At 43.9% G+C, this 23,071-nt stretch carries 20 protein-coding genes; 2 read left to right on the top strand and 18 right to left on the bottom strand.

What is annotated here, in order from left to right; all coding sequences use genetic code 11:
• The 7 genes from dnaE to AC1U9U_RS04630 form a co-directional block, all read right to left on the bottom strand.
• Positions 1–1,715: DNA polymerase III subunit alpha (gene dnaE, locus AC1U9U_RS04660; RefSeq protein ID WP_479959383.1), on the bottom strand; the 1,715-nt coding region annotated here is incomplete at its 3' end.
• A gap of 244 nt (positions 1,716–1,959) precedes the next feature.
• On the bottom strand, positions 1,960–3,273 hold the full coding sequence (locus AC1U9U_RS04655) for a DRTGG domain-containing protein (RefSeq protein WP_479959382.1): 1,314 nt from the start codon (positions 3,271–3,273) through the stop codon (positions 1,960–1,962).
• 143 nt (positions 3,274–3,416) lie between these two features.
• A complete protein-coding gene (locus tag AC1U9U_RS04650) occupies positions 3,417–3,614 on the bottom strand; it encodes an alpha/beta-type small acid-soluble spore protein (RefSeq protein WP_479959381.1) in 198 nt (65 codons plus the stop codon).
• On the bottom strand, positions 3,614–3,748 hold the full coding sequence (locus AC1U9U_RS04645) for a cleavage protein (protein ID WP_479959380.1): 135 nt from the start codon (positions 3,746–3,748) through the stop codon (positions 3,614–3,616). Before AC1U9U_RS04645 ends, AC1U9U_RS04650 begins: the two co-directional genes overlap by 1 nt.
• A gap of 128 nt (positions 3,749–3,876) precedes the next feature.
• Positions 3,877–4,578, bottom strand: coding sequence for a metal-dependent hydrolase (locus tag AC1U9U_RS04640; RefSeq protein WP_479959379.1), 702 nt, complete (start codon positions 4,576–4,578; stop codon positions 3,877–3,879).
• Between the two features lie 36 nt (positions 4,579–4,614).
• Positions 4,615–5,670: a glycosyltransferase family 4 protein gene (locus tag AC1U9U_RS04635; RefSeq protein WP_479959378.1), complete on the bottom strand. Its 1,056-nt coding sequence runs from the start codon at positions 5,668–5,670 to the stop codon at positions 4,615–4,617.
• 93 nt (positions 5,671–5,763) lie between these two features.
• Complete coding sequence (locus AC1U9U_RS04630; protein ID WP_479959377.1) at positions 5,764–6,231, bottom strand: tRNA (cytidine(34)-2'-O)-methyltransferase; 468 nt, start codon at positions 6,229–6,231, stop codon at positions 5,764–5,766.
• Between the two features lie 390 nt (positions 6,232–6,621).
• Here AC1U9U_RS04630 and AC1U9U_RS04625 point away from each other — a divergent pair, with 390 nt between their 5' ends.
• Together AC1U9U_RS04625 and AC1U9U_RS04620 are read left to right on the top strand one after the other, a co-directional pair.
• Positions 6,622–7,119: an Lrp/AsnC family transcriptional regulator gene (locus AC1U9U_RS04625; protein ID WP_479959376.1), complete on the top strand. Its 498-nt coding sequence runs from the start codon at positions 6,622–6,624 to the stop codon at positions 7,117–7,119.
• The gene (locus AC1U9U_RS04620) at positions 7,116–8,279 is read left to right on the top strand and encodes an aminotransferase class I/II-fold pyridoxal phosphate-dependent enzyme (RefSeq protein WP_479959375.1); all 1,164 of its coding nucleotides are present in this window, start codon (positions 7,116–7,118) and stop codon (positions 8,277–8,279) included. The genes AC1U9U_RS04625 and AC1U9U_RS04620 overlap by 4 nt, the downstream gene beginning before the upstream one ends.
• Before the next feature lie 141 nt (positions 8,280–8,420).
• Here AC1U9U_RS04620 and AC1U9U_RS04615 read toward each other — a convergent pair whose 3' ends face one another.
• The 11 genes from AC1U9U_RS04615 to AC1U9U_RS04565 form a co-directional block, all read right to left on the bottom strand.
• A complete protein-coding gene (locus AC1U9U_RS04615; protein ID WP_479959374.1) occupies positions 8,421–9,863 on the bottom strand; it encodes a carbon starvation CstA family protein in 1,443 nt (480 codons plus the stop codon).
• Between the two features lie 124 nt (positions 9,864–9,987).
• A complete protein-coding gene (locus AC1U9U_RS04610) occupies positions 9,988–10,758 on the bottom strand; it encodes a LytR/AlgR family response regulator transcription factor (RefSeq protein ID WP_479959373.1) in 771 nt (256 codons plus the stop codon).
• Positions 10,755–12,512 carry a LytS/YhcK type 5TM receptor domain-containing protein gene (locus tag AC1U9U_RS04605; protein WP_479959372.1) on the bottom strand — a complete coding sequence of 586 codons (1,758 nt, stop codon included), beginning with the start codon at positions 12,510–12,512 and terminating at the stop codon, positions 10,755–10,757. The genes AC1U9U_RS04610 and AC1U9U_RS04605 overlap by 4 nt, the downstream gene beginning before the upstream one ends.
• A 111-nt stretch (positions 12,513–12,623) precedes the next feature.
• Positions 12,624–13,382, bottom strand: coding sequence for a QueT transporter family protein (locus AC1U9U_RS04600; protein ID WP_479959371.1), 759 nt, complete (start codon positions 13,380–13,382; stop codon positions 12,624–12,626).
• Positions 13,383–13,427: 45 nt separating this feature from the next.
• A complete protein-coding gene (locus AC1U9U_RS04595) occupies positions 13,428–14,339 on the bottom strand; it encodes a DMT family transporter (protein WP_479959370.1) in 912 nt (303 codons plus the stop codon).
• Positions 14,336–16,165 (bottom strand): DUF3574 domain-containing protein, encoded by a 1,830-nt coding sequence (locus AC1U9U_RS04590; protein WP_479959369.1) that lies wholly within the window; start codon positions 16,163–16,165, stop codon positions 14,336–14,338. Before AC1U9U_RS04590 ends, AC1U9U_RS04595 begins: the two co-directional genes overlap by 4 nt.
• Positions 16,166–16,191: 26 nt before the next feature.
• On the bottom strand, positions 16,192–17,310 hold the full coding sequence (locus AC1U9U_RS04585) for an ABC transporter substrate-binding protein (RefSeq protein ID WP_479959368.1): 1,119 nt from the start codon (positions 17,308–17,310) through the stop codon (positions 16,192–16,194).
• Positions 17,311–17,371: 61 nt separating this feature from the next.
• The gene (locus tag AC1U9U_RS04580; RefSeq protein WP_479959367.1) at positions 17,372–19,537 is read right to left on the bottom strand and encodes an NHLP bacteriocin export ABC transporter permease/ATPase subunit; all 2,166 of its coding nucleotides are present in this window, start codon (positions 19,535–19,537) and stop codon (positions 17,372–17,374) included.
• A 14-nt stretch (positions 19,538–19,551) separates the two neighbouring features.
• The gene (locus tag AC1U9U_RS04575) at positions 19,552–21,702 is read right to left on the bottom strand and encodes an NHLP family bacteriocin export ABC transporter peptidase/permease/ATPase subunit (protein WP_479959366.1); all 2,151 of its coding nucleotides are present in this window, start codon (positions 21,700–21,702) and stop codon (positions 19,552–19,554) included.
• Positions 21,703–21,755: 53 nt separating this feature from the next.
• Positions 21,756–22,121 carry a hypothetical protein gene (locus tag AC1U9U_RS04570; protein ID WP_479959365.1) on the bottom strand — a complete coding sequence of 122 codons (366 nt, stop codon included), beginning with the start codon at positions 22,119–22,121 and terminating at the stop codon, positions 21,756–21,758.
• A 21-nt stretch (positions 22,122–22,142) separates the two neighbouring features.
• Positions 22,143–23,033, bottom strand: coding sequence for a hypothetical protein (locus AC1U9U_RS04565; RefSeq protein WP_479959364.1), 891 nt, complete (start codon positions 23,031–23,033; stop codon positions 22,143–22,145).
• Positions 23,034–23,071: the final 38 nt, after the last annotated feature.

Raw genomic sequence — 23,071 nt, 5'->3', positions numbered from 1 at the left:
CCACAGTTTTCTTGAATGCGCTGCAAGGCCTCCTGAATGATGGTCAAGTTACGCAGTCCTAGGAAGTCCATTTTAAGGAGTCCGATCTCCTCCACAGTCTTCATGGGGAATTGGGTCATGGTAAAGGCACCATCAGAAGTCCTCTGTAAGGGCAGGTAAGTATCAAGAGAGTCCTTGGCGATTACCACACCTGCCGCATGAGTAGAGGCATGTCGAGGCATACCCTCAATTGCCCGGGCGATTTCGTAGAGCTTCTTAGTCTCCCCATCTTCTTCGGTAAGTTTAACCAAGTCGGGGGATAAGGTCAGAGCTTTTTCCAGGGTCATACCTAAGTCACTGGGGATAGCTTTGGCTACTTTATCCACTCTGGCTAAGGGAATCCCCAGAACTCGCCCTACATCGCGAATAGCTGCTTTAGCTCCCATGGTACCAAAGGTAATAATTTGGCAGACTTTGTCCGCCCCGTATTTTTCGGTCACATAACTAATTACCCGTTCCCGACCATCCGGGTCAAAGTCGATATCAATATCCGGCATGCTTATCCGCTCCGGATTCAGAAAACGTTCAAAAAGCAATTCATGCTTCATAGGTTCAACGGTGGTGATCCCCATTAGATAAGCTACCATACTGGCAGCTGCAGAACCCCGCCCCGGGCCCACCGCAACTCCGTTGTTACGGGCATACTGACAAAAGTCAGCGACAATGAGGAAATAACCGGAGAATCCCGTTTGGGCGATTACTCCCAACTCGTATTCCAGCCGTTCCTTTTCCTCTGTAGTCTGATTCGGATAAAAACGTGGGAAGGCCTCAAAGCACTGCTTTCTTAGGTAAGTATCTAAAGTATATCCTTCCGGTACCTCAAATACTGGTAAATAATGATCACCAAACTTAAAATCCACCTGACAACGCTGAGCGATCTTCGCAGTGTTTTCTAGTATTTCCGGATGTTCCCCAAAGAGAAGATTCATTTCCCCTTCAGATTTTAAGAAGAATTCCTCACTGGAAAAACTCATCCGCGTAGAGTCTGTAAGGTTCTTCCCAGTCTGAATGCAGATCAACACGTCCTGGATAAAAGCATCCTCACGGTTAATATAGTGGACATCATTGGTGGCTACCAAAGGAATTCCTGTCCGCTTAGAAACCTGAAACATACCGGTATTAACACGTTGCTGCTCCTCAAGCCCATGATTTTGCACTTCGAGAAAGAAATTCCCTTTGCCGAAGATCTCCTCATATTCCAAGGCACTCTGAACAGCCATTTCTAATTGATTATTCATGAGATACTCTGAGACTTCCCCGGCTAAGCAGGCACTTAAGGCAATCAGTCCTTCACTATGTTTCCTTAGGATATCCTTGTCCACCCGGGGCTTATAGTAAAACCCATCTACATGGCCCATAGAAACCAGTTTGATGAGATTCTTATATCCTATTTCATTTTCGGCCAGTAAAACAAGATGGCGGTTATTATCATCACGACCCGGCACCCGTTCCGTCCGCCGGTGGGGTGCTACATAGACTTCACAGCCAATTATGGGTTTGATCCCCGCCTTTTTACAGGCTTTATAAAAATCAATCACTCCATACATTACCCCATGATCAGTAATTGCCAAGGCCGGCATACCAAGTTCTGCGGCTTTTTGTACCAACTTTTCAATGCGGGCTGCTCCATCCAGCAAACTATATTCGGTATGGACATGCAAATGAACAAATGCCATTGTTAGCCATCCTCCTCTCATCCAAAAGTATCCCACCTTATTTTAAGGCTTATTGCCTTCAAGAGTCTATAGCTATTGTATAAATCTCTTTCTTCTTTACAGATAATAAAATTAATATGGAGGTGTAAGCAGGGCAGATTGTAGGGAAAACCTGGACTCTGATAGATGGCCTTTAATAAAGAAAGGCCGCTGCTTAAGAACTCATAGTTCCTAAACAAACGGCCCTTGATTTTTTTGGGAGTCCCTAGGAGACTTTTTTATCGCCCATTCTAGCGGTCATCAGTGCTTTGGCTAAAAGCTGATTATTGGAGTATACATCAATTTCAATATTGCTGTGTTTTTTTGCTACCAGTAATAATTTTACTGTAATGCGTATTTCTGTACCGACAGGGATTGGCTGCAACTGATAAAAGGTAAAGTTCTCGGTAATGGCATCTAAACGATACTGCTTACGCAAAGCAATATAACCGGCCATGTTCATTAAGGTAACCAAAACCCCGGCACTTGCAGAACCAAACTCGTTAATCATAAACCGGGTAATCTCACCCTCGATGGTCAGAAACTCCGGATCCTCCACATAGCGAAAACCGCTTAAGATCAAATTGTCGACAGTCTCCCCAAATTGTGGTTGTTTCTGAATCTGCTGATAGGCTTCCAGAACATCCTGGAGACTAATAATGCCGATCAACACTCCTTGATCAACTACCGCTGCAATCTCCCAACCTTCCCAGAGCATAATCCGGGAAATGTGAGTAACGGAATCCTCCCGCCCCACAACGTAGGGATTAGCATTCATAACTTCAGTCACAAGGGTACTTGTCTCTGCACCGGCAACATCAATAGCAGTGATCATTCCCACTACTATCATATTCTCATCCACTACAGGGAAACGGCTATGGGTTGTCCTCTGGGATAGTTCATGCCAATCTCCGACAGTGGAACCGGTAGTTAAATAATTGACCTCCTTGACCATGATATCTTCAACCAAGATCAGTTCTTTTTCAATCAAGCGATCATAAAGAGCACGGTTAATCATGGTGGTTACGGCAAAAGTATCATAAGGTGATTGAATAATCGCCAAATGTTTTTCCTTAGCCAGCTGGATTATCTCATCTTGAGGCTCTAACCCACCGGTGATTAATAGCGCTGATCCCTTCTGTAAGGCCAACATTTGGGCATCATAGCGATTTCCCACGATACATAGTGCACTTTCCTCTAAATATCGCTCCATGGCATCTAATTCCATTGCAGCAATTAAAAATTTGTTGGGTGACAAATCAAGGCTTTCAAAACCACAGAGAACGATTCCTTCGACAATTTGAGACACTTCTCGCAAGGTTAGGTCTTCTATACGCCGTTCTTTTGCTCCCTCAATGCGGATTGTACCCACCTTTGGGATGGAACGGACATAGCCCTTATTTTCTGCCTCTTTAATAGCCCGGTAAGCAGTACCTTCGCTGACATCCAGCTCTTTGGCGATAAAGCGCACAGATACCTTGCTGCCAACTGCAAGGCCCTCAATAAAACTCAAAATTTGCTGATGTTTAGTCTGACTCAATCTTTAACGCTCCCTACTTTTTAAAGCGATTTCAGACTCAATTATACCACAAGCGACAAAGCAAAGGTTATTTTCCCTTTAAGATTTTGAAAATAATTTTCAAAAATTCTTGCTGTTATATATTATTTAAGTTTAATTGAATGTTACTTGTCTTCCTTTTTATGTTCCTTAGTCCTCATTCTTTGCGTCATTAACCCGCCGATTTTTCCTGCTTCCTTAGCAGATAGAGAGTGCCATCCCTTTACCCTAACTTGATCAATCAGCCCAAGTTCAGCAGCTATTTCCATTTTTAAAGCTTCTAGCGGATCAGTCCTCTTGAGCTTAATATTTTTCCCTTTCACTAAATCATCCCCCTGCTCATACCTTGCCCATCGAAGTAAGGACAAAAAGACTTTCTTTCGATAGGTTGTTGTTTTAAGCGACAACGTCCCTCAACATAGTAGGAACAGTTGGCTACACAAGGTTTTCTGGTCATGTGAATCAACTCCTCAGGTAAAGTTTCCCCTGAAGAACAATAAAAAATACCTGCCCTAGGGACAGGTAGTAGTTTTAAAATCCGTGCAGCACCACCGGACAATTAAAAATAGGCTTTGCTGGTTTAAATTATATAATAAGGGATTGCCCAGGAGTAAGAATTTCCCCCTTACTGGCCGGACATTTACGATTCAGAAGATCGATGAATTCTTCCGGATTCTGAGTGATTATGGGGAAGGTGTTATAATGCATGGGAATAACCCGCTTTGGTCGTAAAAGGGTCGTAGCATAAATAGCCTCCTCTTGACCCATCGTATAATTATCCCCAATAGGTAGCAATGCAACTTCCAGCGGATGCCTGCGCCCGATGAGCTCCATATCCCCGAACAGACCTGTATCCCCGGCAAAATAAATCCACTTATTATCCATTTGAATTAAAAAACCACAGGCAAGACCGGCATAAGTATAGGCATCTTCTTCTCCCTTTGGCTCAAATACTGAACCATGTAAGGCTTGGACCAAACGTACGGTACCAAAATTGAAAATATGTTTGCCGCCGATATGCATAGCATGGGTTTTAGCGCCATATTTGTCACATAAGCGAGCCAACTCAAACACGCAGATAATGGGAGCCCCGGTTTTTTGGGAAAGCTCGATGGCATCACCTAGGTGATCCGCATGTCCGTGAGAAACTAAAATGGCATCTAGCCGAGTAAAATCCCCAGGCCCTACATCGGCGGAAGGATTGCCGGTGAGAAAAGGGTCAATGAGAATTCTACCTTCCTCACCTATAATTTCAAAACAAGAGTGCCCATGAAAACGAATTTCCATTTCTATCATCTCCTAATGCCAAAAGAATTTCATCAATTACTTACTATGTTTCCTGCTCATAGCGGTGAGTAATGTGGCACGACGCAGCAAAATAATAATTAATAAGGCAAAATCCGCAATTAAAAGGACAACTGCCCAGATCCAAGAACCCAAGGCCCCTAAAACAGCAGCGATGCCAAAGCAGCCACTCATGCCATAAAGCAAAAGTACTGCCTGACGCTGACTAAGCCCTGCATCCAACAATCGATGGTGTAGATGCCCCCGATCGGCAGTGGCAATGGAATGGCCTCTTATTTTTCTGCGAATAATGGCAAAAGTTAGATCTGTGAGAGGCATACCCAAGACAAGTAATGGAAATATCAGCCCTAGAACCGTTGCTGTCTTTAATAATCCCATAATGGAGATACCACCTATAATGTACCCCAAAAACATACTCCCCGAATCACCCATAAATACCCGGGCAGGATGAAAATTAAAAACTAAAAATCCTAAAGCTGCCCCAGCCAAGGCCAAGGTAAGGTGGGCTTCGGCCACCTGATTAATACGGAGTGCAGACCAACAAAGGAGAAGGGCTGCTTCAAAGCATATCCCAGCTGCTAAACCATCTAGGCCATCAGAAATATTCACTGTGTTGACTAGCCCCACCACCCAAAAAACAGCTAAGGCTAAGCCAAGCCAGCCAAAGCCCATAGCCACAAAATCAAGCACACCTACGATCGGGAGCGAAATCTGACTCATGGAAAAGCCAAAAAAAAGCAGTAGGCCAGCAGCAACAATCTGCCATATGAGCTTGACTAGAGGGCGCAGGTTATATATATCATCTATAACTCCAACTATTACAATGACGGTACTACCCAAAAACAATCCCCAAATTTCTTGCTCCCATTTCCCAGTTAAAGAAACGGTTAAAAACACAGCAATCCAGAAAGCTGCGTAGATAGCTATCCCGCCAATGCGTGGTATCGGAGTTTTATGAATGCGCCGCCCTCCTGGGTAATCGATTGCTCCCCAGCGTCGTCCCAATTTCATGGATAATGGAGTAGTAACGATTGCAACGATTAAGGCTATGGCAAAAGTCCAAACAAAAGTCATTTCTTTTCCTCCAGCATATATTAGGGGCTACCTGTTGCTATTGGGTAAGATACTTCACTGCGTTCAGTATGATTTGCTTTAGTCTGAAGACACTTAGATAAGCCCTGGATTTCCCCATTGACGCAAAGCTTCATACACTACTACAGCTACGGAATTGGAGAGATTTAAAGAGCGAGCATCTTCACGCATGGGCAGACGAATAGTGGTCTCAGGATAGCGAGCTAAAATCTCCGGAGCTAGCCCCTTGGTCTCTTTCCCAAAAAGGAAATACCCACCTTGTTCGTATTGAATTTCCGTATGAAAGCGTTTGGCCTTTGTAGTAGCCAAGTATCGAGGACCTACAGGATTTTTTTCCTCAAACTCCGTATAGTTTTCATAGATTCGTATATCAAGTAGATGCCAATAATCTAAACCAGCGCGTTTTAAATGCTTATCGTTGATTTCAAAACCTAGAGGCTTGACCAAATGCAAGGTTGCCCCTGTGGCAGCACAAAGCCTTGCTACATTTCCGGTATTAGGTGGAATTTCTGGTTCAACCATAACGATATTAAGATGTGCCATTATTCTACATATCCTTTCACAATGTGTACAAATCAATCACTCTATTATAACCTAAATCTTAAAAATGCCCAAGATTATCCCTTAAAATTATTCAAAACAAGGTTCTGTTTCCCTATTGTTAAGAATACTAGATAATTTGGCCATTTTTAGTGTTTAGACATAGAGGATTCTACTATTTGAAGTAGTACACTTTTTAGGCCTTTTATGAGAGGTAGGGTTATGCAAGTGGACATTAACATGGAGGTCCATTCGTGATATTATAATCCTATGTGCTAAATATTTAAGAGCATATTTTACCGTCTCATATAGACCAATTCACTAATTTTTATCTTGTTATATTACAGAATCTTGTGATATGATGGATGAAAACTTGAAGGAAGGAGCCTATTCATGCTCACAAACGATGAAAGAAAGCTTCTCGAACTGATCGCTACAGACTTTCGCTTGTCCCCCGAAGAACTTTCTATTCAGACAGGACTATCGGTAGAATTTATCGAAGAGCGGATTAAGCAGTGGGAAAATGAGAAGATAATTGCGCAATATTGCCCTCTTATTAATTGGGAGCGAACCGACGAACCTATCGTTACCGCGCTGATTGATGTCAAGGTCCTCCCCCAAAGAGGTTATGGCTTCGATAAAATTGCCCGTCGTCTCCAAAAGTTTCCTGAGATCAAGGCTGTTTATCTTATGTCCGGGGGTTATGACCTCTCTCTTCTGATTGAAGGAAAAACCATGCAGGAAGTGGCATTATTTGTGGCTGAAAAGCTTGCTCCCTTAGAGCATGTAACAGATACCACCACTCACTTTATCTTGCGCCGTTATAAACAAAATGGCGTAGAACTCCTTGGCGAGGATGATGCTCCTGAAAGGCTGGTGATTTCACCGTGAATCAGTATCTTTCACCTGTCGCGGCGAATTTACCTCCTTCAGGTATTCGCAAGTTCTTTGACCTAGTCTCTACTATGAAAAATGTAATCTCCCTCGGCGTAGGCGAACCTGATTTCGTAACTCCGTGGACAGTGAGAGAAAGCGGCATTTTCTCCCTCGAGCAAGGTCAGACTATGTATACCAGTAACTCCGGAATCTTGGAGCTACGTCAGGCCCTTTCTTGGCGAATGGAAAAAAAGTTTGGCTTGGAATACAATCCTAACGGGGAAATTCTCATAACTGTCGGTGCCAGTGAAGCTGTGGATTTAGCCATGCGAGCACTACTTAGTCCAGGGGATGCAATATTGCTTCCTGACCCCTCCTATGTTTCCTACGGACCCTGTGCCACTTTAGCTGGTGCAGAGGTTCATTATGTACCTACCCGTGCCGATGAAGATTTTCGATTAAGAGTAGAGGATTTAGAGCGAGCCTATACCCCCAACACTAAGCTTTTGGTTCTCTCCTATCCCAATAACCCCACCGGAGCGATTATGACCTGGGAAGACTATCTACCCATTGCTAAATTTGTTCAGGATCATGATTTGATTGTCATTTCTGATGAGATCTATTCTGACCTGACCTATAGCGGTAACCACGTAGCCTTTGCCAGTTTGCCTAATATGAGAAACCGCACTTTACTTATCAATGGTTTTTCCAAATCTTATGCCATGACCGGCTGGCGGATCGGCTATGCCGCAGGTCATCATGACCTTATTCAAGCTATGACCCGTATCCACCAGTACACCATGCTCTGTGCTTCCATCACTGCCCAAGTAGCTGCTTTGGAGGCTGTTCGCTCCGCCGAACAAGCCATGCAAGACATGGTCGGAACCTATGACCGCCGTCGCCGTTTAATGGTTCATGGTTTCCGCAAAATGGGTTTATCCTGCTTTGAGCCCCTTGGTGCCTTCTATACCTTCCCCAGTATTGCGGCGACGGGTCTGACTTCAGAGGAATTTGCCGAAGAACTACTGCGTGAAGAAAAGGTAGCCGTGGTTCCCGGCAATGCCTTCGGCCCTTCTGGTGAAGGGTATATCCGCTGTTCCTATGCCTATTCCACTGAGCAAATCCAGGAAGCCTTAACCCGCATGGAGCGGTTTGTCAGTAAACGAATTAAATAAAATAGCTTAAAACGCTGAGGCATTGCTCCAGAACTATGATTCCGGCAACGCCCCAGCGTTTTTGTATTTCCTTTTCCCCCAAAACTATTGACTTTAGTTTGAAGAGTAAGTCACTTAGCCTTCTCTATCTGTATCTGAACATTAGATCGACTTGTTATTCGTATGAGCAGAATTTAGCAATTTCCTTTCCTTTTTAACCCGATTGGCAAATAGTAAAGTAATTCCTAACGTAATAACCAACCCTACCGGATAGGAAATACTTGTGGATAAACCAAATCCCTCAGGGGCTTGCAAGATATAAGTAAACGAAACCGCGGTCATAAACACTGCAGGGACAGTGGCTACCCAATGGTTACGCTGTTCGAGAACTAAGAACACCGCCGCTGACCAAAGGATAATCATTGCAGTTGTCTGATTAGCCCAGGCAAAATAGCGCCAGAGGAAGTTAAAATCGATTAAGGACAGCCCGAAGGCAACGACAAAAAGCGGAACAGCAATGATTAAGCGTTTGGAAAATCCTTTTTGGCTCATTTTAAAGAAATCAGCAATAAGTAAGCGAGCACCACGAAAAGCCGTATCTCCGGAAGTAATGGGCAAGACCACGACACCTAGGATCGCAAATGTTCCACCAACGGCTCCTAACATCGTCATGGAAACAGCACGTACAACCCCTGCCGGACCACCGCCTGTCGTCAAGGCATTTTGCAGCCCTTCCGTTCCGTTAAACACCGACATGGCTGCTGCGGCCCAAATCAAAGCAATTGCCGACTCTGCAATCATCATCCCGTAAAATACACTACGGCCATGTTTCTCATTCTTAAGGGTACGCGCAATCAAAGGCGACTGAGTAGCATGGAATCCACTTATCGCTCCACAAGCAATCGTGATAAAAAGCAAGGGCCAGATGGGTAACCCTTTGGGATGGAGGTTGCTGAGCGTTAACTCAGGGATAGGATAACCATTAATAATCAGACTTGCACCTATGCCTACTGCCATAATCAGAAGCAGTGCTCCAAAAAACGGATAAACTTTACCAATGATCTTATCAATGGGTAGAAGTGTAGCAAGAATATAGTAACAGAAGATTAAACCAGTAACCATCCCTAAAGTAACCCAGGAAGGGGTGAGGGTAATGATTAGACCCGCAGGACCGGCTACAAAAACCGTACCCACTAAAACCAATAACAATAACGAAAAGACATTAACAAATTGCTTCATCCCCGTTCCCAGATAACGACCAACAATTTCGGGAACCTGAGCACCGCCATTTCTAATTGAGAGCATACCGCTAAAATAATCGTGAACGGCACCTGCGAAAATTCCCCCAAAGACAATCCACAGAAATGCTACCGGACCCCATAAAGCACCTGAAACGGCGCCAAAAATCGGTCCTAATCCGGCGATATTGAGGAGTTGAATTAAGCCTCCTTTCCGAGTTTCCATGGGGACATAATCCACCCCGTCAGTCATGGTGTAGGCAGGCGTTTCCCGATTTTCATCCACTCCAAACGCCTTTTCTACAAACTTGCCATAGAACATGTACCCTAAAATAAGTGCAACAAAAGAGAGCAAAAATGTGACCATAACAAATCTCCTTTCTCTTACTTTTTAGCCATAGTCTAGCAAAGTATAAGTTGAGATTGTCATGATCTTGTTTAAGATGTTTATTTTGCTGTCTAAAGCGTGAATATTCTGTACTTAAAAACTATTACAAACTTAAGCAATCCCTCAGCTGTTTTACATAAATACGACTTATTGGTATTTGGGACCGTGCTTCGTCACTCATAATCAGGGTATAGGCCCCATTGAACCATGGAACCAATTCTTGGGCATAGTTAAGATTTACTAAGTAACTGCGGTGCGTTCGAAAAAACGAATAATCTCCCAACTTTTCCTCCAAGGTATTTAACGAGTATTTCGTTATGTATACCTTATTGGCCGTTTTTATAAAAACCTCACGATTCTCACGATAAACATAGATTATTTTATGTGGATCAATTAGAATAACCCTGTCCTCACACTGTACAGCTAGTTTAGAAATTTTGTCAGCGGCGGACACTATTTTCCCACCAAACATTTTATAAATAAGTTTGGTTACCATATCATGGTTCGGATCGTCTATTCTTTCTTTAACTCGCTCAACAGTCTTACAAACTCGCTCCTCATCAAAGGGCTTTAACAAATAATCGATCGCGTTTACTTCAAATGCCTTAATTGCATGTTGATCATAAGCAGTGGCAAAAACAATAATTTGTTTTGGATTATGCTCTAACAATTTACTAGCCACACTAAGTCCATCTAGATTAGGCATATGAATATCCAAGAAAACAACATCCGGCTGTACTTCCTGAATCTGTGCCAAAACTTCTTCTCCACTGGCGGCTTCGCCCACAATCTCAATGTCCTTACATTGCTTTAGAAGAAAAATCAATTCATCACGTGCTAAGGGCTCGTCATCAGCAATTAAGGCTTTGATCATAATTTGTTCCCTCCTTGCCTCTGAAGCTTAAACCAGACTTCAGTGCCCTTTGCCGGTGTACTCTCAATGTGCAGCCGTGATTCTTCGCCAAAATTATAGATTAGCCTCTGATTCACATTATATAGACCTAACCCGGTCCCTTCCTGAGATTCAACACGCCGGTGTAATAGTTCACTAAGCCGACTTGCCGGAATCCCCACTCCATTATCCCAAACTGCGATTCTAACAGCTCTATCCTCTTGGGAGATATTTATTTTAATCTCGCCACTTCTATTTAATTCCTTATGCCCATGTTTTATTCCATTCTCAACAAGGGGTTGGAGGGTAAGGGGTGGTAAAAATACCCCCTCAATTCCATCATCAATATTTATTTCTACATTTAGTTTCTCAGCAAATCTTGCCTGCTCAATATTAAGGTATGCTTGGGTATGGTCAAGCTCTTGTTGAAGGTTAACCAAAGAATTCGTGTAGGAATTTAAGTTTTGTCGAAAAAAATTACCTAACTGAACAAGCAATTTTCGGGCCATATCCGGTTGGGTCCGAATCAGGGCTACTATAGTGTTTAAAGAATTAAAGAGAAAATGAGGGTTGACTTGAGCTTGTAGAGCCTTTACTTCTGCTTCCCGTACTAATTTTGCTTGTTTTTGGGCTTCCACTACCTCTATTTGATGAGATAATAACCTTCCCAAACCCTGGGCTAATTCCTCATCCACTGGTTTAATATGTTTAGAATTAAGAAAATAAAATTTAAGGGCTCCAATCACTTCCTCTGACTTTTTTAAAGGAACGATAATTGCCACGGTTAATGGACATCCCTGATGAGGACAATCAATTTCCTGCAAAGTTTTCGGCACATAGAATTCCCCAGTCCGTAAAACTTTTTTTGTAGCTTCAGTAAGAATTTGATGCCCCGGAAGATGATGGTCATCTCCTAAACCCACATGGGAGAGAATTTGTTCACGATTCGTGATCGATACTGCAGAAACGCCAGTAGTTTTAAGCAATAGCTTTGAGATTTCTTTTGCGGAATCGTGGGTCAATCCCTTACGGAGATGTACTAACATTTTGTCTGCAATAAGCAGGACCTTTTGGGCTTGATTTGCCTCGATTCGATCCTCCCCTTGCACCACACTGCTAATAATGGCAATAAAGACGGCAATTCCAATACTATTCGCTAAAATCATCGGAATGCCGATGATTTTTACTAATGCTAAGGCACTAGAAAAAGGTTTAGCCAAAAGTAAAATAATTATCATTTGTATGGATTCAATTAGAATCCCTGTTAAAAAAGCATTGCGTATGGAAATAATTCGTCCTTGCCCCAAGCGCTTATAGAATAATCCGGCGATAATCCCCTCAATGATAGTGGAGATACCACAAGCCAGACCTGTAAAACCGCCTAAAAACATCCGGTGAATTCCCGCAATTAAGCCCGCTCCCAATCCTACCCAAGGACCTCCTAATAATCCTCCAACCGCCACACCTACTACTCGGGAATTTGCCAAGGCTTCATCAACATTAATTTGCTCAACTCTAGGCATCCACAGCATACTTCCAGCATCCGATGGTTTGATTGCAATTCCTGTATATGTACCCATAATCCCAAACAGGCCAAAAAGAATTATCAATTTAGCAATGGTGCTCTTTTCAAGTTTATTATCCATTAACTTGCGAAAAGCTGGAGCCCGGGTCAGAATGAAAGCAATTGCTACAATTAACCCGATATGCTCAATCATTAGAAATAATAGCTGCACCTTAATTCCTCCATATCAATATAGAGCCCAAATATTCCAGACTATTATAAATATTCGGACACATTGCATATATATTATTTTAGCTAACGGAGGAAACGTGTCAAGGGCGTTTCAAGGGGACGGAGTTGTTGTCACACCAACCAGTGCAGTTAAGAAAATTCCACCGGTTATAGCCATCAAAGTAGATTCGGTCATTTGCATACCCGATCCTATCATGGATAAGAGCACCCCTTCGCTGACCACAAGAGTCAGGCATAGGGCATATTTAAAATAAGTAAGCCTTTTTTCTCCATTATGACCTTGTTGACAAGGTTCCGGCAGGATGATTCGTACTCGGCTATCCTCCGATGTCAGCACAATCAATACGGGTAGACCGAGAAAGAGCGAAAAACCAAGATCGTTGAAAAATATTATCCAAAACACCTGGGGCATCCAGTTGTTAAAAACTACATCAAGCCCGCTGGCAATCAAAATGGCTGTGGCAGCGGCTCCAATTGTGGCAATGGCTATATACTTGAGGATGTTCTTCAGGCTCTTAGCATTAGGGGCTTCACTGCGCTTAGATAGATACCAAAACTTATATGGTAAATAAGCCGCGAGGAAATTGCCCACAAATCCCAATATAGAAGCTTTGGAAAAAGTACCAAAGAAATCGGCAAACAAGTTGCCAAAGGCACACCCCCATGCCCCCGCTGGTCCAAAAAGGAGACCAACAACGATCGGCACGGCATTAACCGGTCTGACTTCCGTAAAGCCCTCAATAAGTACCATGACTTTGAAGGGAACAGCCATCCCAATAAAAACGAGGACACAGACGATCATTATCTTTAGCTTATGCCTATTTTGAAACGGTGAAATCAACTCTTTCATTCTAAGCCTCCCTAAAGAGTTACCTAAAGAAAACCCAATACTATTTCATCCCTCGGCGGTAAAGCCCGAGCTGCATAAAAGTCTACTAAGAAAATTCGTACCGGCACATATGGCTCCGGCCACAATAAATGCCGCCCCAATCAACTTCCCCGAGGTTAGGAGCTCTGTCTGACCATAGGAGTTGGGAATCAATAAAGCTAGCACCATGGTTACTACGGGCTCTGTAGAAGACATAATGGTCACCGATATGGGGGAGGCATATTTTTGCGAATACATTAGCATTATGTAGGCGTAGGCTTTGGCGAAGAAAGCCAAGATAAAAATATTGGCCAAAAGCTCATTACTATAGCTAATTGACCAAAAGGTTTTCGGTTCTTCAAGGAACCAAAGGATAAAGCCAATTAAGGCCGTAAAAAACATCTGCCCAATTCCTAATAGCAAAGGGTCAGATTTTTTAGTGAACCTATCCACAGTAAGAATATAGACCGCCATGAAAAGACAGGCTCCCACCATAGCAGTGACACCGATATTGATAAATCCCGCCGTTTTAATGCCACTGGTAAATACTAAACCGATAAGGATCAAAACAATACCTGCCACATTATTGGGGCTGGGCTTCTTCTTGAAAAAAAGGAGCAAAAGGGGCACAAAGACAATGTTTAAAGAAGCCACGAAACTAGCTGTGGAAGCCTGAACTCGAGAAATGCCTAACCGTTCGAGCAGAAGGTTGCCGCAAATAATTGCCGCCACCACAAAACTTCGTCTAAGAGTCTCTTTATCGAATTTCTTAAGTTTGCCCCAAAAAACAACTGCCAGTATTAAACTAGCTATTCCAGTGGTTAGGGTAAGATAAGCAAAGGGCGAGACGTCTAACGGTATGTTCTTGATAAAAATATAGGAAGAAGCCCAGCACAAGGTAATTGAAAATAAAACAATATTGGCTTCCAGCTTCGTCATCTTTTTGTTCCCTGTCCTTCATAAAGCTCATATTGTACCATCTGTTTCTCCATGAGAACGGAGTTTTGATTCAATTCTTCAAGAACTTCGTCCATAATCTTATCCATTTGTTCTTCTGTAGCTCCTGTAAACTCCAGAACAAGGCTGTTTTCGTAGGTCACTACCCCGTCATCATCCTTATAAGCACCCTTGCCGGAAAGGACCGTGAAACCATCTACATACTTAAAAGCGATATCCCTGACTTTTTGTTCAGCTTCCTCATAAGGGATAAGTTGCTTATAGGTATCCTTGTCATTGAGACCGATATACAAGGTATATTTAAGGGCTTGGTCTGACTGCGGATCTAAACTTAATATCCGTGCTGCTTCCTCTAACTCCACATCTTCGCCCTTCGCGATCCGCAGGGCATTCTCCATTGTCATCGGTATTTTTATCGATGGTGCTACCCCACCAACTCCCCCGCGACTATCCAATTGGATTTCTTTATTTTCATTTAAGGATTGGCCAGCCGGCCACCGGACAGTAATTTCACCGGGCATCAGTGCTTCCGAACCGGATAAGCCAAAAGAGCCATTTGTTCCCATAAAGCCTAAGGTTTCACCATTTGGCAGCTTCTCAACCCCCATCGCTATTCCTTCCCCGGAACTGACACATTTGGGATTTATTAAGGCAATGACCCTACCCTTAAAACACTGCTCCGCAGGATTAATAAACAAGGCAAGGGAGTTATCTTTCTTGGGCTCTGCCTGCACAATTTGACGTTCTCCGGTGTTTTGATTATAGACATTCTGATATTCGTAAAAAGTTTTCTCCCCATAGAAAGAGCCCAAAATATCAGCCGCCATGTCATCTAATCCGCCTAGATTATTGCGAAGATCAAGAATTAGCCCTGGGGATTCTTGATCTATGGCCTCTTGGACGGCAGTACGGAATAATTCTAAGGTTGATGGTGTTTTCCCGGACTGCTGCAAATCCGCATCAAATTCCCCCCATACTTTGATATAGGTTAAATTTCCAGCCAATGTTTTTGTCTCTACCATAGCTTCAGGCATCGGTTCGAGATTCTCTATCCCTAAGATCTCATCTCTCAACCTATCTGAGACAACTGAATCGGGATAAGTCTTTTTTAGTGACCTACCCTGATCCTCATAGGAAATAATTTCTGCAGATTGAGCTTTTTCCTTGTCTTGGCTTAAAAACTTTATGCTAATCGACTTACCTATAGGAGCACGAACAAGATATTGCAGCTTTTTACTTACCAGATTCTCTTCTGTGGCAGAATTACTGCCAAGGATCGGGGAAACAGCCGCCACGGCATCTGAGGCAGACCGACCATCCCATTCAACCATTTCTGCACCCGGACGTATCCCCGCCGCCCATGCTGAACTGGCTTCGTCAACCCAGGAGATAATAATTCTGCCATCCTCTACTTTAGTGACAGCGATCCCAAACCCTCCACCGATATATTGGTCATCAATTTCTTTAAGATTGTTCATACCCACATGTCCATCTGGTATCTCATGGAGATAACTGCGAAGGGTTATATAATACTCTGGAAAATCATTTTTGGCCTGGGCAGTTTCGATTTTTCCCAGATAATCATCATACAGTCTTTGCCATTCAATCCCCTTCCACTCCGTAAAGGCGTATTCTTTCGTCATTCTATCATGTAATTGAACAAAGGCCTCTGCCCAGGAGAGCTTGCTAAAATCACTTTTCTGAGCCATCACTTGATTTGATCTGACGAAAAGAAAAATGGTCACAGCAAGTATCAATACCCCAGTCACTACCAAAACAGGAAGCAATGTCTTTTTGTTATTTTTCAATCCTACCATCTCCCTTTATGATTCCTTTAACGAAAGCTGCCGTCCTTACAAACTAATATAGGTAGTTGACCGACATCGACAACTAATGCTCCCCCTTCAGTAAAAGCCATGTAGCGACCGACGCCTTGATAACCTTTTTCTTCACGAAGGGCAGCAGCAATCTTAGCCGGATCGTTGGTGTCCAGCCTGACTGCGTTATCCACCACGAGCCTAAGCATGTCATAACCTTGGACCGCCCAGATATCGGCCTCCTGACCGAATCTTTCCCTGTAACGTTTTTGAAAAGATTTGAGCTTCTCGCTATCCTCAAGGACTAAGGTTGAAGGAACCACCATCCCCTCGGCAATCTCTTTATTTACAGCTAGAGCATTAGCCCGGTTAAAGATCGGCTCCCCGATCACCGGCAGTTCTTGATCCCGACTGCGAATCAGGTCAAGGACTTCAAAAGCACGCTCCAATCCATATTGGGCAATGACCACACAGTCTACATCTAAAGCCTGCCAACGGCTATAAATCCGGTCAAAATCATTGACCGATGCAATGGAGGGCACATAATCTACAATCTTCGCCGAACTATTGAGCAAGGTCAGCTCTAAAGAGCTCACCAACTCTTCCTGGGATTGAGCACCGTTGTGATATACAGCGATCCGTTGGTACCCTTTTGCCACGGCATAATCAGCCATGGCTTTTCCCAGGTCAGCAAAGGAGGGGACGCCGCTAAAAACCAGGGGATTATCCTTATTGAACAGGCTATCGTAAGCACCATAGGGAAAAAGAACCAATTCGCCACTTCCGGAAAGAATATCAGCGGTAGTTTTGGAAACATCAAAATTCTGCAGGTTGAGGACAGCAGTCACCCGGGGATTACTTGCCAGTATGGAGGCCATCTCCACGCCCTTTTCATATAGTGCCTGGTCGTCGATAACTTCAGTGGTTGTCTGATAACCTTGGCCAGAATATTCGCTGTTGACTTCCTCCACAGCCAGTTGAACTCCATGGAGGAAAGATCCATCAGCATTTAACCAAGCCGCATCCGCCAGAATGGGAATATATATTTCCCTTTCATTGCTGACTTCTTGGGATCTACACCCGATTAAACCGAAAATCAATATGAATATTAGGAATCCCATCAGCGACTTTCTCATAGCTTCTCCCCCAGCTCTTCCTTTTCCTAAACATCCGTTTCTTAAAAATTTGGGGCTAATTCTAACTAACTTGTCTTTGGGCAAATTCATAAAACAGCCCTTTGTTGGCCATCAATTCCTCGTAGTTTCCTTCTTCGACAATTTTACCCCTATCCATCACAATGATCCGGTCGCAATTTTTTACTGTGGATAGCCGATGGGCAATGACAAGGCGAGTACAGCCCAGTTGATCCAAGCTGTCTGCTACATGCTTCTGGGTAATATTGTCCAAGGCACTGGTGGCCTCATCAAAAAAAAGGATATTCGGTTTAGCAATCAAGGCACGAGCAATCAGGATTCGCTGACGCTGCCCTCCCGAGATTCCACCACTGCCCTCCCCGATCAGGGTATGCATACCCATGGGCATGGCTTTAATATCTTCTTCTACCCCGGCCATCCGAGCCGCCAGCCAAGCATCCTCCAAGGTACTCCAAGGTGCAGTAACAATGATATTGGCGAAAATATCCCCGGCAAAGAGCTTACCGTTTTGCATAGCTACACCCAAACATTGTCTTACCGAGCGAACATCCAAGGTATTCAGATCAAGCCCGTCATAATAAACTGCCCCTGTCTCCGGTTTTTCAAAACCCAGAAGTAAGCGCAGAAGGGTTGATTTACCGCAGCCGCTGCGACCCACAATACCGATATACTCGCCAGGACTCACCTTTAGGCTCAAATTTTCGAGAACGGTCGGTCCCTCCGGGTTATAACGAAAGGTTGCATTGGATATCTCGATCCTCCCAGAGAGTGTCGAGACAGCTTTCTTGGTCTCATCAATTTCCGGTATCTCTTCAAATATAGGTTTAACCATCTCTAAAAGAGGCTTGATATTGGCAAAGCTCAAGGCTACACCAGCCAAAGCTAGAATCGCTCCACTGACGGCACCGTAGGCACTGCTAAAGGCAATATAATCAGCAGGAGCAATTTTGTTCATACCGGCAAAATAATAAAGCACCAGAGTCCCACCCAAACTTAGAGCACCGGCGATAGCTGCATTAAGCCTCAAAAAGAGGGGCGGGGAAAAGGTGAGCCTGCCCGTTTCCTTATAGGCCCCAGCCCATTTGGCAAAGGCTCGTTTCTCGGCACCGGCTAACTTTACCTTCTGTACCCCATTGAATAAGCCAAACACCAAACCACTTAAAGTAGCCGCCAGTTTCATCCGCTTGCGAGTAAGCCTTTGTTGCAAGATAGTCGTAAGCAGCGAAAAGATCAGCATACTTAGAATAATGAACAATCCCGGCATAACCAAGCTCGGAGCAAAACTTGCCATTTGCAATATATAGACAAAGGAAAAAACCGCAGAAAGTCCTGTAGTCAAAACACTATCGGAAAGCAACGCAGTTAGCTGATTGATGCTCATGGCACGGGTACTCAATTCTCCTGCTGAAAACTCTTTAAAAAAGCCAATCGGCAAGGAAAAGATTCTAGCCATAGCAGCACTTTGGACAGACAAATTAATTTTGTCACGAAGCCGCATCAGAACAAGACTGCGGGTTATGCCAAAAAGAGTAGAGCCAAAAGCCGCACCGATTAATAGAGCAACTACCGGAAATATATCACTTTTAGTACCGCTGGGTATGACACTATCAAAAATCTGTTTATTCATATACGGAGTAAAAAGCCCCAAAAGACTAACCAATAAACTAGCACCTAGAACTAAAGCTATATCTAAAAGGTCAAGGGAATTCAGGAAAAACTTGATTAATTCTTTGATCGTAAGCTTCTTGGCAGGAAAAGAGCGATAAAAACAAAAGGCCTCTGAATTGAGTCGACCTACTGTTTTTTCATTGATTCGGACTTGCTTTCCTTGCAGGGAATCGAAATATTTATACCCACCGGGGTAGGCTGGCAAAAGAGCAACTAGCTCCCCTTCCTTCGTGCTCCCCAGCAAAGGGCCGGTGGTGTCTTTCCACCACTTACCGCTCAATTCCACCCTTCGTCGCATTACACCCGTGGACCTTAAGCTATATTCCAAACAAGCATTTACATCCTCTAATTCCACTGGCATATCCGGTAAGTTTACTTTCAAAACAGAAAATATTTCCCTAAGGACACCTAAATCGTTGACAGTATTCTCTCGGGGAATTCCTGCGGTTTTTCCAATGATAGAAGCTAAATCACTAAAGGCACTTTCCAATACCGCCTGATCATTGGCTAGACGTTTCTGCAGTTGTTCTTCAAAGTCCATAAGGTTACCCCCTGCTAATTACTGATCAGAGCAGCGTATTTGCCACTAAGCTCCATAAGCTCCTCATGTCGTCCGCGTTCCACTGCTTTCCCCTTATCCAAGACAATAATTTCCTCACAATCGCGAATGGTAGAGAACCTATGAGCGATGATGATCAGACTGATTCCTCGACCTTTGATCGTATCCATAATGACTTGCTCTGTCTTAGCATCTAGGGCACTGGTTGCTTCATCCAAGATCATAATCGTAGGCTTCAAAGCTAACGCTCTGGCTATCTCAAAACGTTGTCTCTGACCGCCGGAGAAATTCTTGCCCCCTTCCTTGATGACATGGGCGTAGCCGCCCTCACGCTGCATAATATCCTCATGGATCTGGGCATCTTTACAGGCTTGCACCAAAGTTTCCTCCTCGATAGAGGAGTCCCATAAAGTGATGTTATTGCGAATGGTATCTTCAAAAAGTACAATATCCTGATCCACCACCGCTAAGGAACTTGTAAAGATTTCCCGATCAATTTCCTGGCCTAAGCATCCTGCAAAACGTATTTCCCCTGACCAGGGCTTGTAGAGTCCGGATATAAGTTTGGCTAAAGTGGATTTTCCACTACCTGATCCGCCGACAAAGGCCACACTGGCTCCCGGCTTTAATATGAGTGAAAAATCCTCCAACAAAGGGGGGGATAGCCTGTTATAACCAAAGGTAATATTCTTGATCTCGATGTGTCCGGATAATTTGGCTTGACGTTCCCAGAAATTACTGCAGTTGACCTGTGAAGTTTGGCAAACATCCGGGGGATAGTTCATCACATCTTCCACCCGTTCCATCTGAGAGCGCATCTCGATAAAAGACTGTCCCACCCCGACCAATTGGTTGACCGGTGCCAAAAATGAGGATAAAAAACCCTGGAAGGCCATCAACATCCCAATGGTAAATACTCCATCCAAGATTAAATAGACCCCCATCATTAATACCGTAATATTTGCCACCTGCTGTAGAAGATTGGGCAGAATGCTATAGATTTGACTGGACTTGGTAAATGTGATTTGAGCATTGCTCTGTTTGGCGAAATAGCCGGCCCAACGTTCAAAAAACCCATTTTCTGCTCCAGAAGCCTTAATGGTTTCGATCATCTCAAAGCCGGACATGGTTACCCCAGATAACTTTCCACCATCCCGTTCCATAACGCGGCTTAGATTGACCCGCTTATGAGAAATACTCCGCATAACCAGTATATTGAGAAGTGCTGTACCTATCCCAATCAAGGATAAGGAAATACTATAACTGACCATGATCAGCAGATAGAGTACTAAAAGAATAGTATTTAAAAATATGGGAGCCAATTGACCAATCAGGGTCGAGGCGATGCGTTCATTACTCCCCTGTCGAGAGGCAATATCCCCAACAAATCGCTGGGAAAAAAACTCCATCGGCAGGTGCAGAACATGCCACGTAAAAGAAGCATTAGCAGCAATAGCCAATTTACCCTCGATCTTCAGCCAATACACGCCTTGGACTGCCCCCACCACAAATTGTAGGACTAAGGTAAGAAGCATCGCACCCAAAAAAGGCATCAGCCATTCCGGATTTTTGCCGCCTAGGATATTATCCATAAACAAGCGCGAGTATAAAGGTGTGATCAGGCCAATCCCTGCCGTTAAAATTCCTGTTAAAATAACAAAAATAAATGCGGCCCTCGTTCCCTCGAGGCGTTTTTTGGCAAAGTCCCAAACGCTTTTGGGCTTACCTTCCGGAACAAAGCTATCGGTCTTTTCAAAGCCCAAGACAACTCCTGTGAAACTTTTGTCAAATTCCTCTAAGGTAACCTCAACTGTTCCTCTTGCAGGGTCATTCAAAACGGCTTTATCCTTTTTAAACCCGTTTAGAACCACAAAATGATTGAAGTTCCAGTGGATGATGGCGGGAAAAGTCATATTGCGCAGAGCTATAGGCTCCATGCGGTACCCTTCAGCTTTCAAGCCGTACATTCTCGCTGCTTTCACCACATTCTTGGCACTGCTGCCGTCTCTGGACACACCACAGTCGGAACGCACCTGCTCCAAGGGGAGCCATTTTCCATAGTAAGCCAGCACCATGCAAAGGGAAGCAGCTCCGCATTCTAAAGCTTCCATCTGCATCACCACCGGCACTTTCACGACCTTGGCCATGACCACTTACCCTTACCTCCATTTTTACAACAAGTCCGGCATCCCTGTTAGCTTTAACTGAAGGGAATAGACCTTGCAGCTTTGCTTTGTGCTTCATTGATCTTAGCTAGCATATCCTGAACATCGGTTATTACCTTTCTTAATGATTCATTCTCATCTTTTATAGCACTGACGGCATATCTGGCATTCATTAACTCGTTAAACCTATCTAACAATTCCTGACTCGGTTCGCCAAATGCTTCACGACTTTCTATGCCTAATTTACTTAACCTATCGCCATTAAGCCCACCTGCTACCTTATCCAGTTCCTCATCTGACAGCTTCTCATTTACTTCTAAACCGGCTTCTTTAATTAAGGATACGAATCTCGGATCTTTCATCATTACCTCAAAGGCCTTTTGGATATCCTCTTTTGACATTCTTAAAACCTCCATTTCTACTTAAAACAAAAGTTCATAGGGCTTATAATTCCTTACAATAATCACCAAGTTGCAATTTGTGCCTAGCTCTAGGGGAAGGTCCTTACCTTTGGGATTAGACCACTTCATATTATTAGAAGAGTTCGGATCAACAGTAAGCGTAATCCTAACCTCCACACTATTTCCCGAGGGCAGCAAGCCTTGAGCAAATTGTGAGCTTCCCACAGCCGCTAGCACATCAACATCAGTTACAGGGTAAGAACCGACTTTCGTAATATTGCCGGACATATACCCATACTCTTCACGAGGAGCAAAATCCGGAGAGACCTGTACTTCCATGCCTTCTTGTAGCTTTTTGGCAGTGACCATGGGAATATAGCACACTATTTGCTTGTCATCGGCGTATTTTTCTTGCTTGACAATCCGCGCCAACACCTCCGTAGAAGCAACTGTCTCATTAACAGATTTGGCTGCCAGAACAATTCCCGAGACGGGTGAAATAACCAAAGATTGGCTTTCGTAAGTATTGATCATTTCAGCTATCTGATCAACATTAGCTTGACCATTACTTTTCAAGGCATTGATTGAGCGGATCAACTCTTCCTGAGGGATAACGGCGAGAATTTGCCCGGCCTCCACATAATCTCCCACCTTCACTCGCATATCACTTATCCGACCTCCCTCCGGCGGAATAACCGAGGTGACGCCATTTTGCGGAAAGATCACGCCAGTGGCCTTGACACTATCGGGGATGTTCCCATAAAAACCCCAAAAGCCCGTGGCAATCAATAAGGCAAGACAGCCTAAAAGCACAGCCCACACCCCTGGACTGGTTATTTTAATATATTCATTCAGCCTTTCCGGCGAAGAAATACGCTCCAGCGAGGATTTGCGAAAAATGTCTTTTTCCATCTTTATCCCCCAAGTTCACCCACGAAATCTTTTACCAT

Source organism: Desulfitobacterium sp. (genome assembly GCF_982384815.1).
Note: the sequence above shows the minus strand (reverse complement) of the source record. Positions and strands in the feature narration are given on the sequence as shown.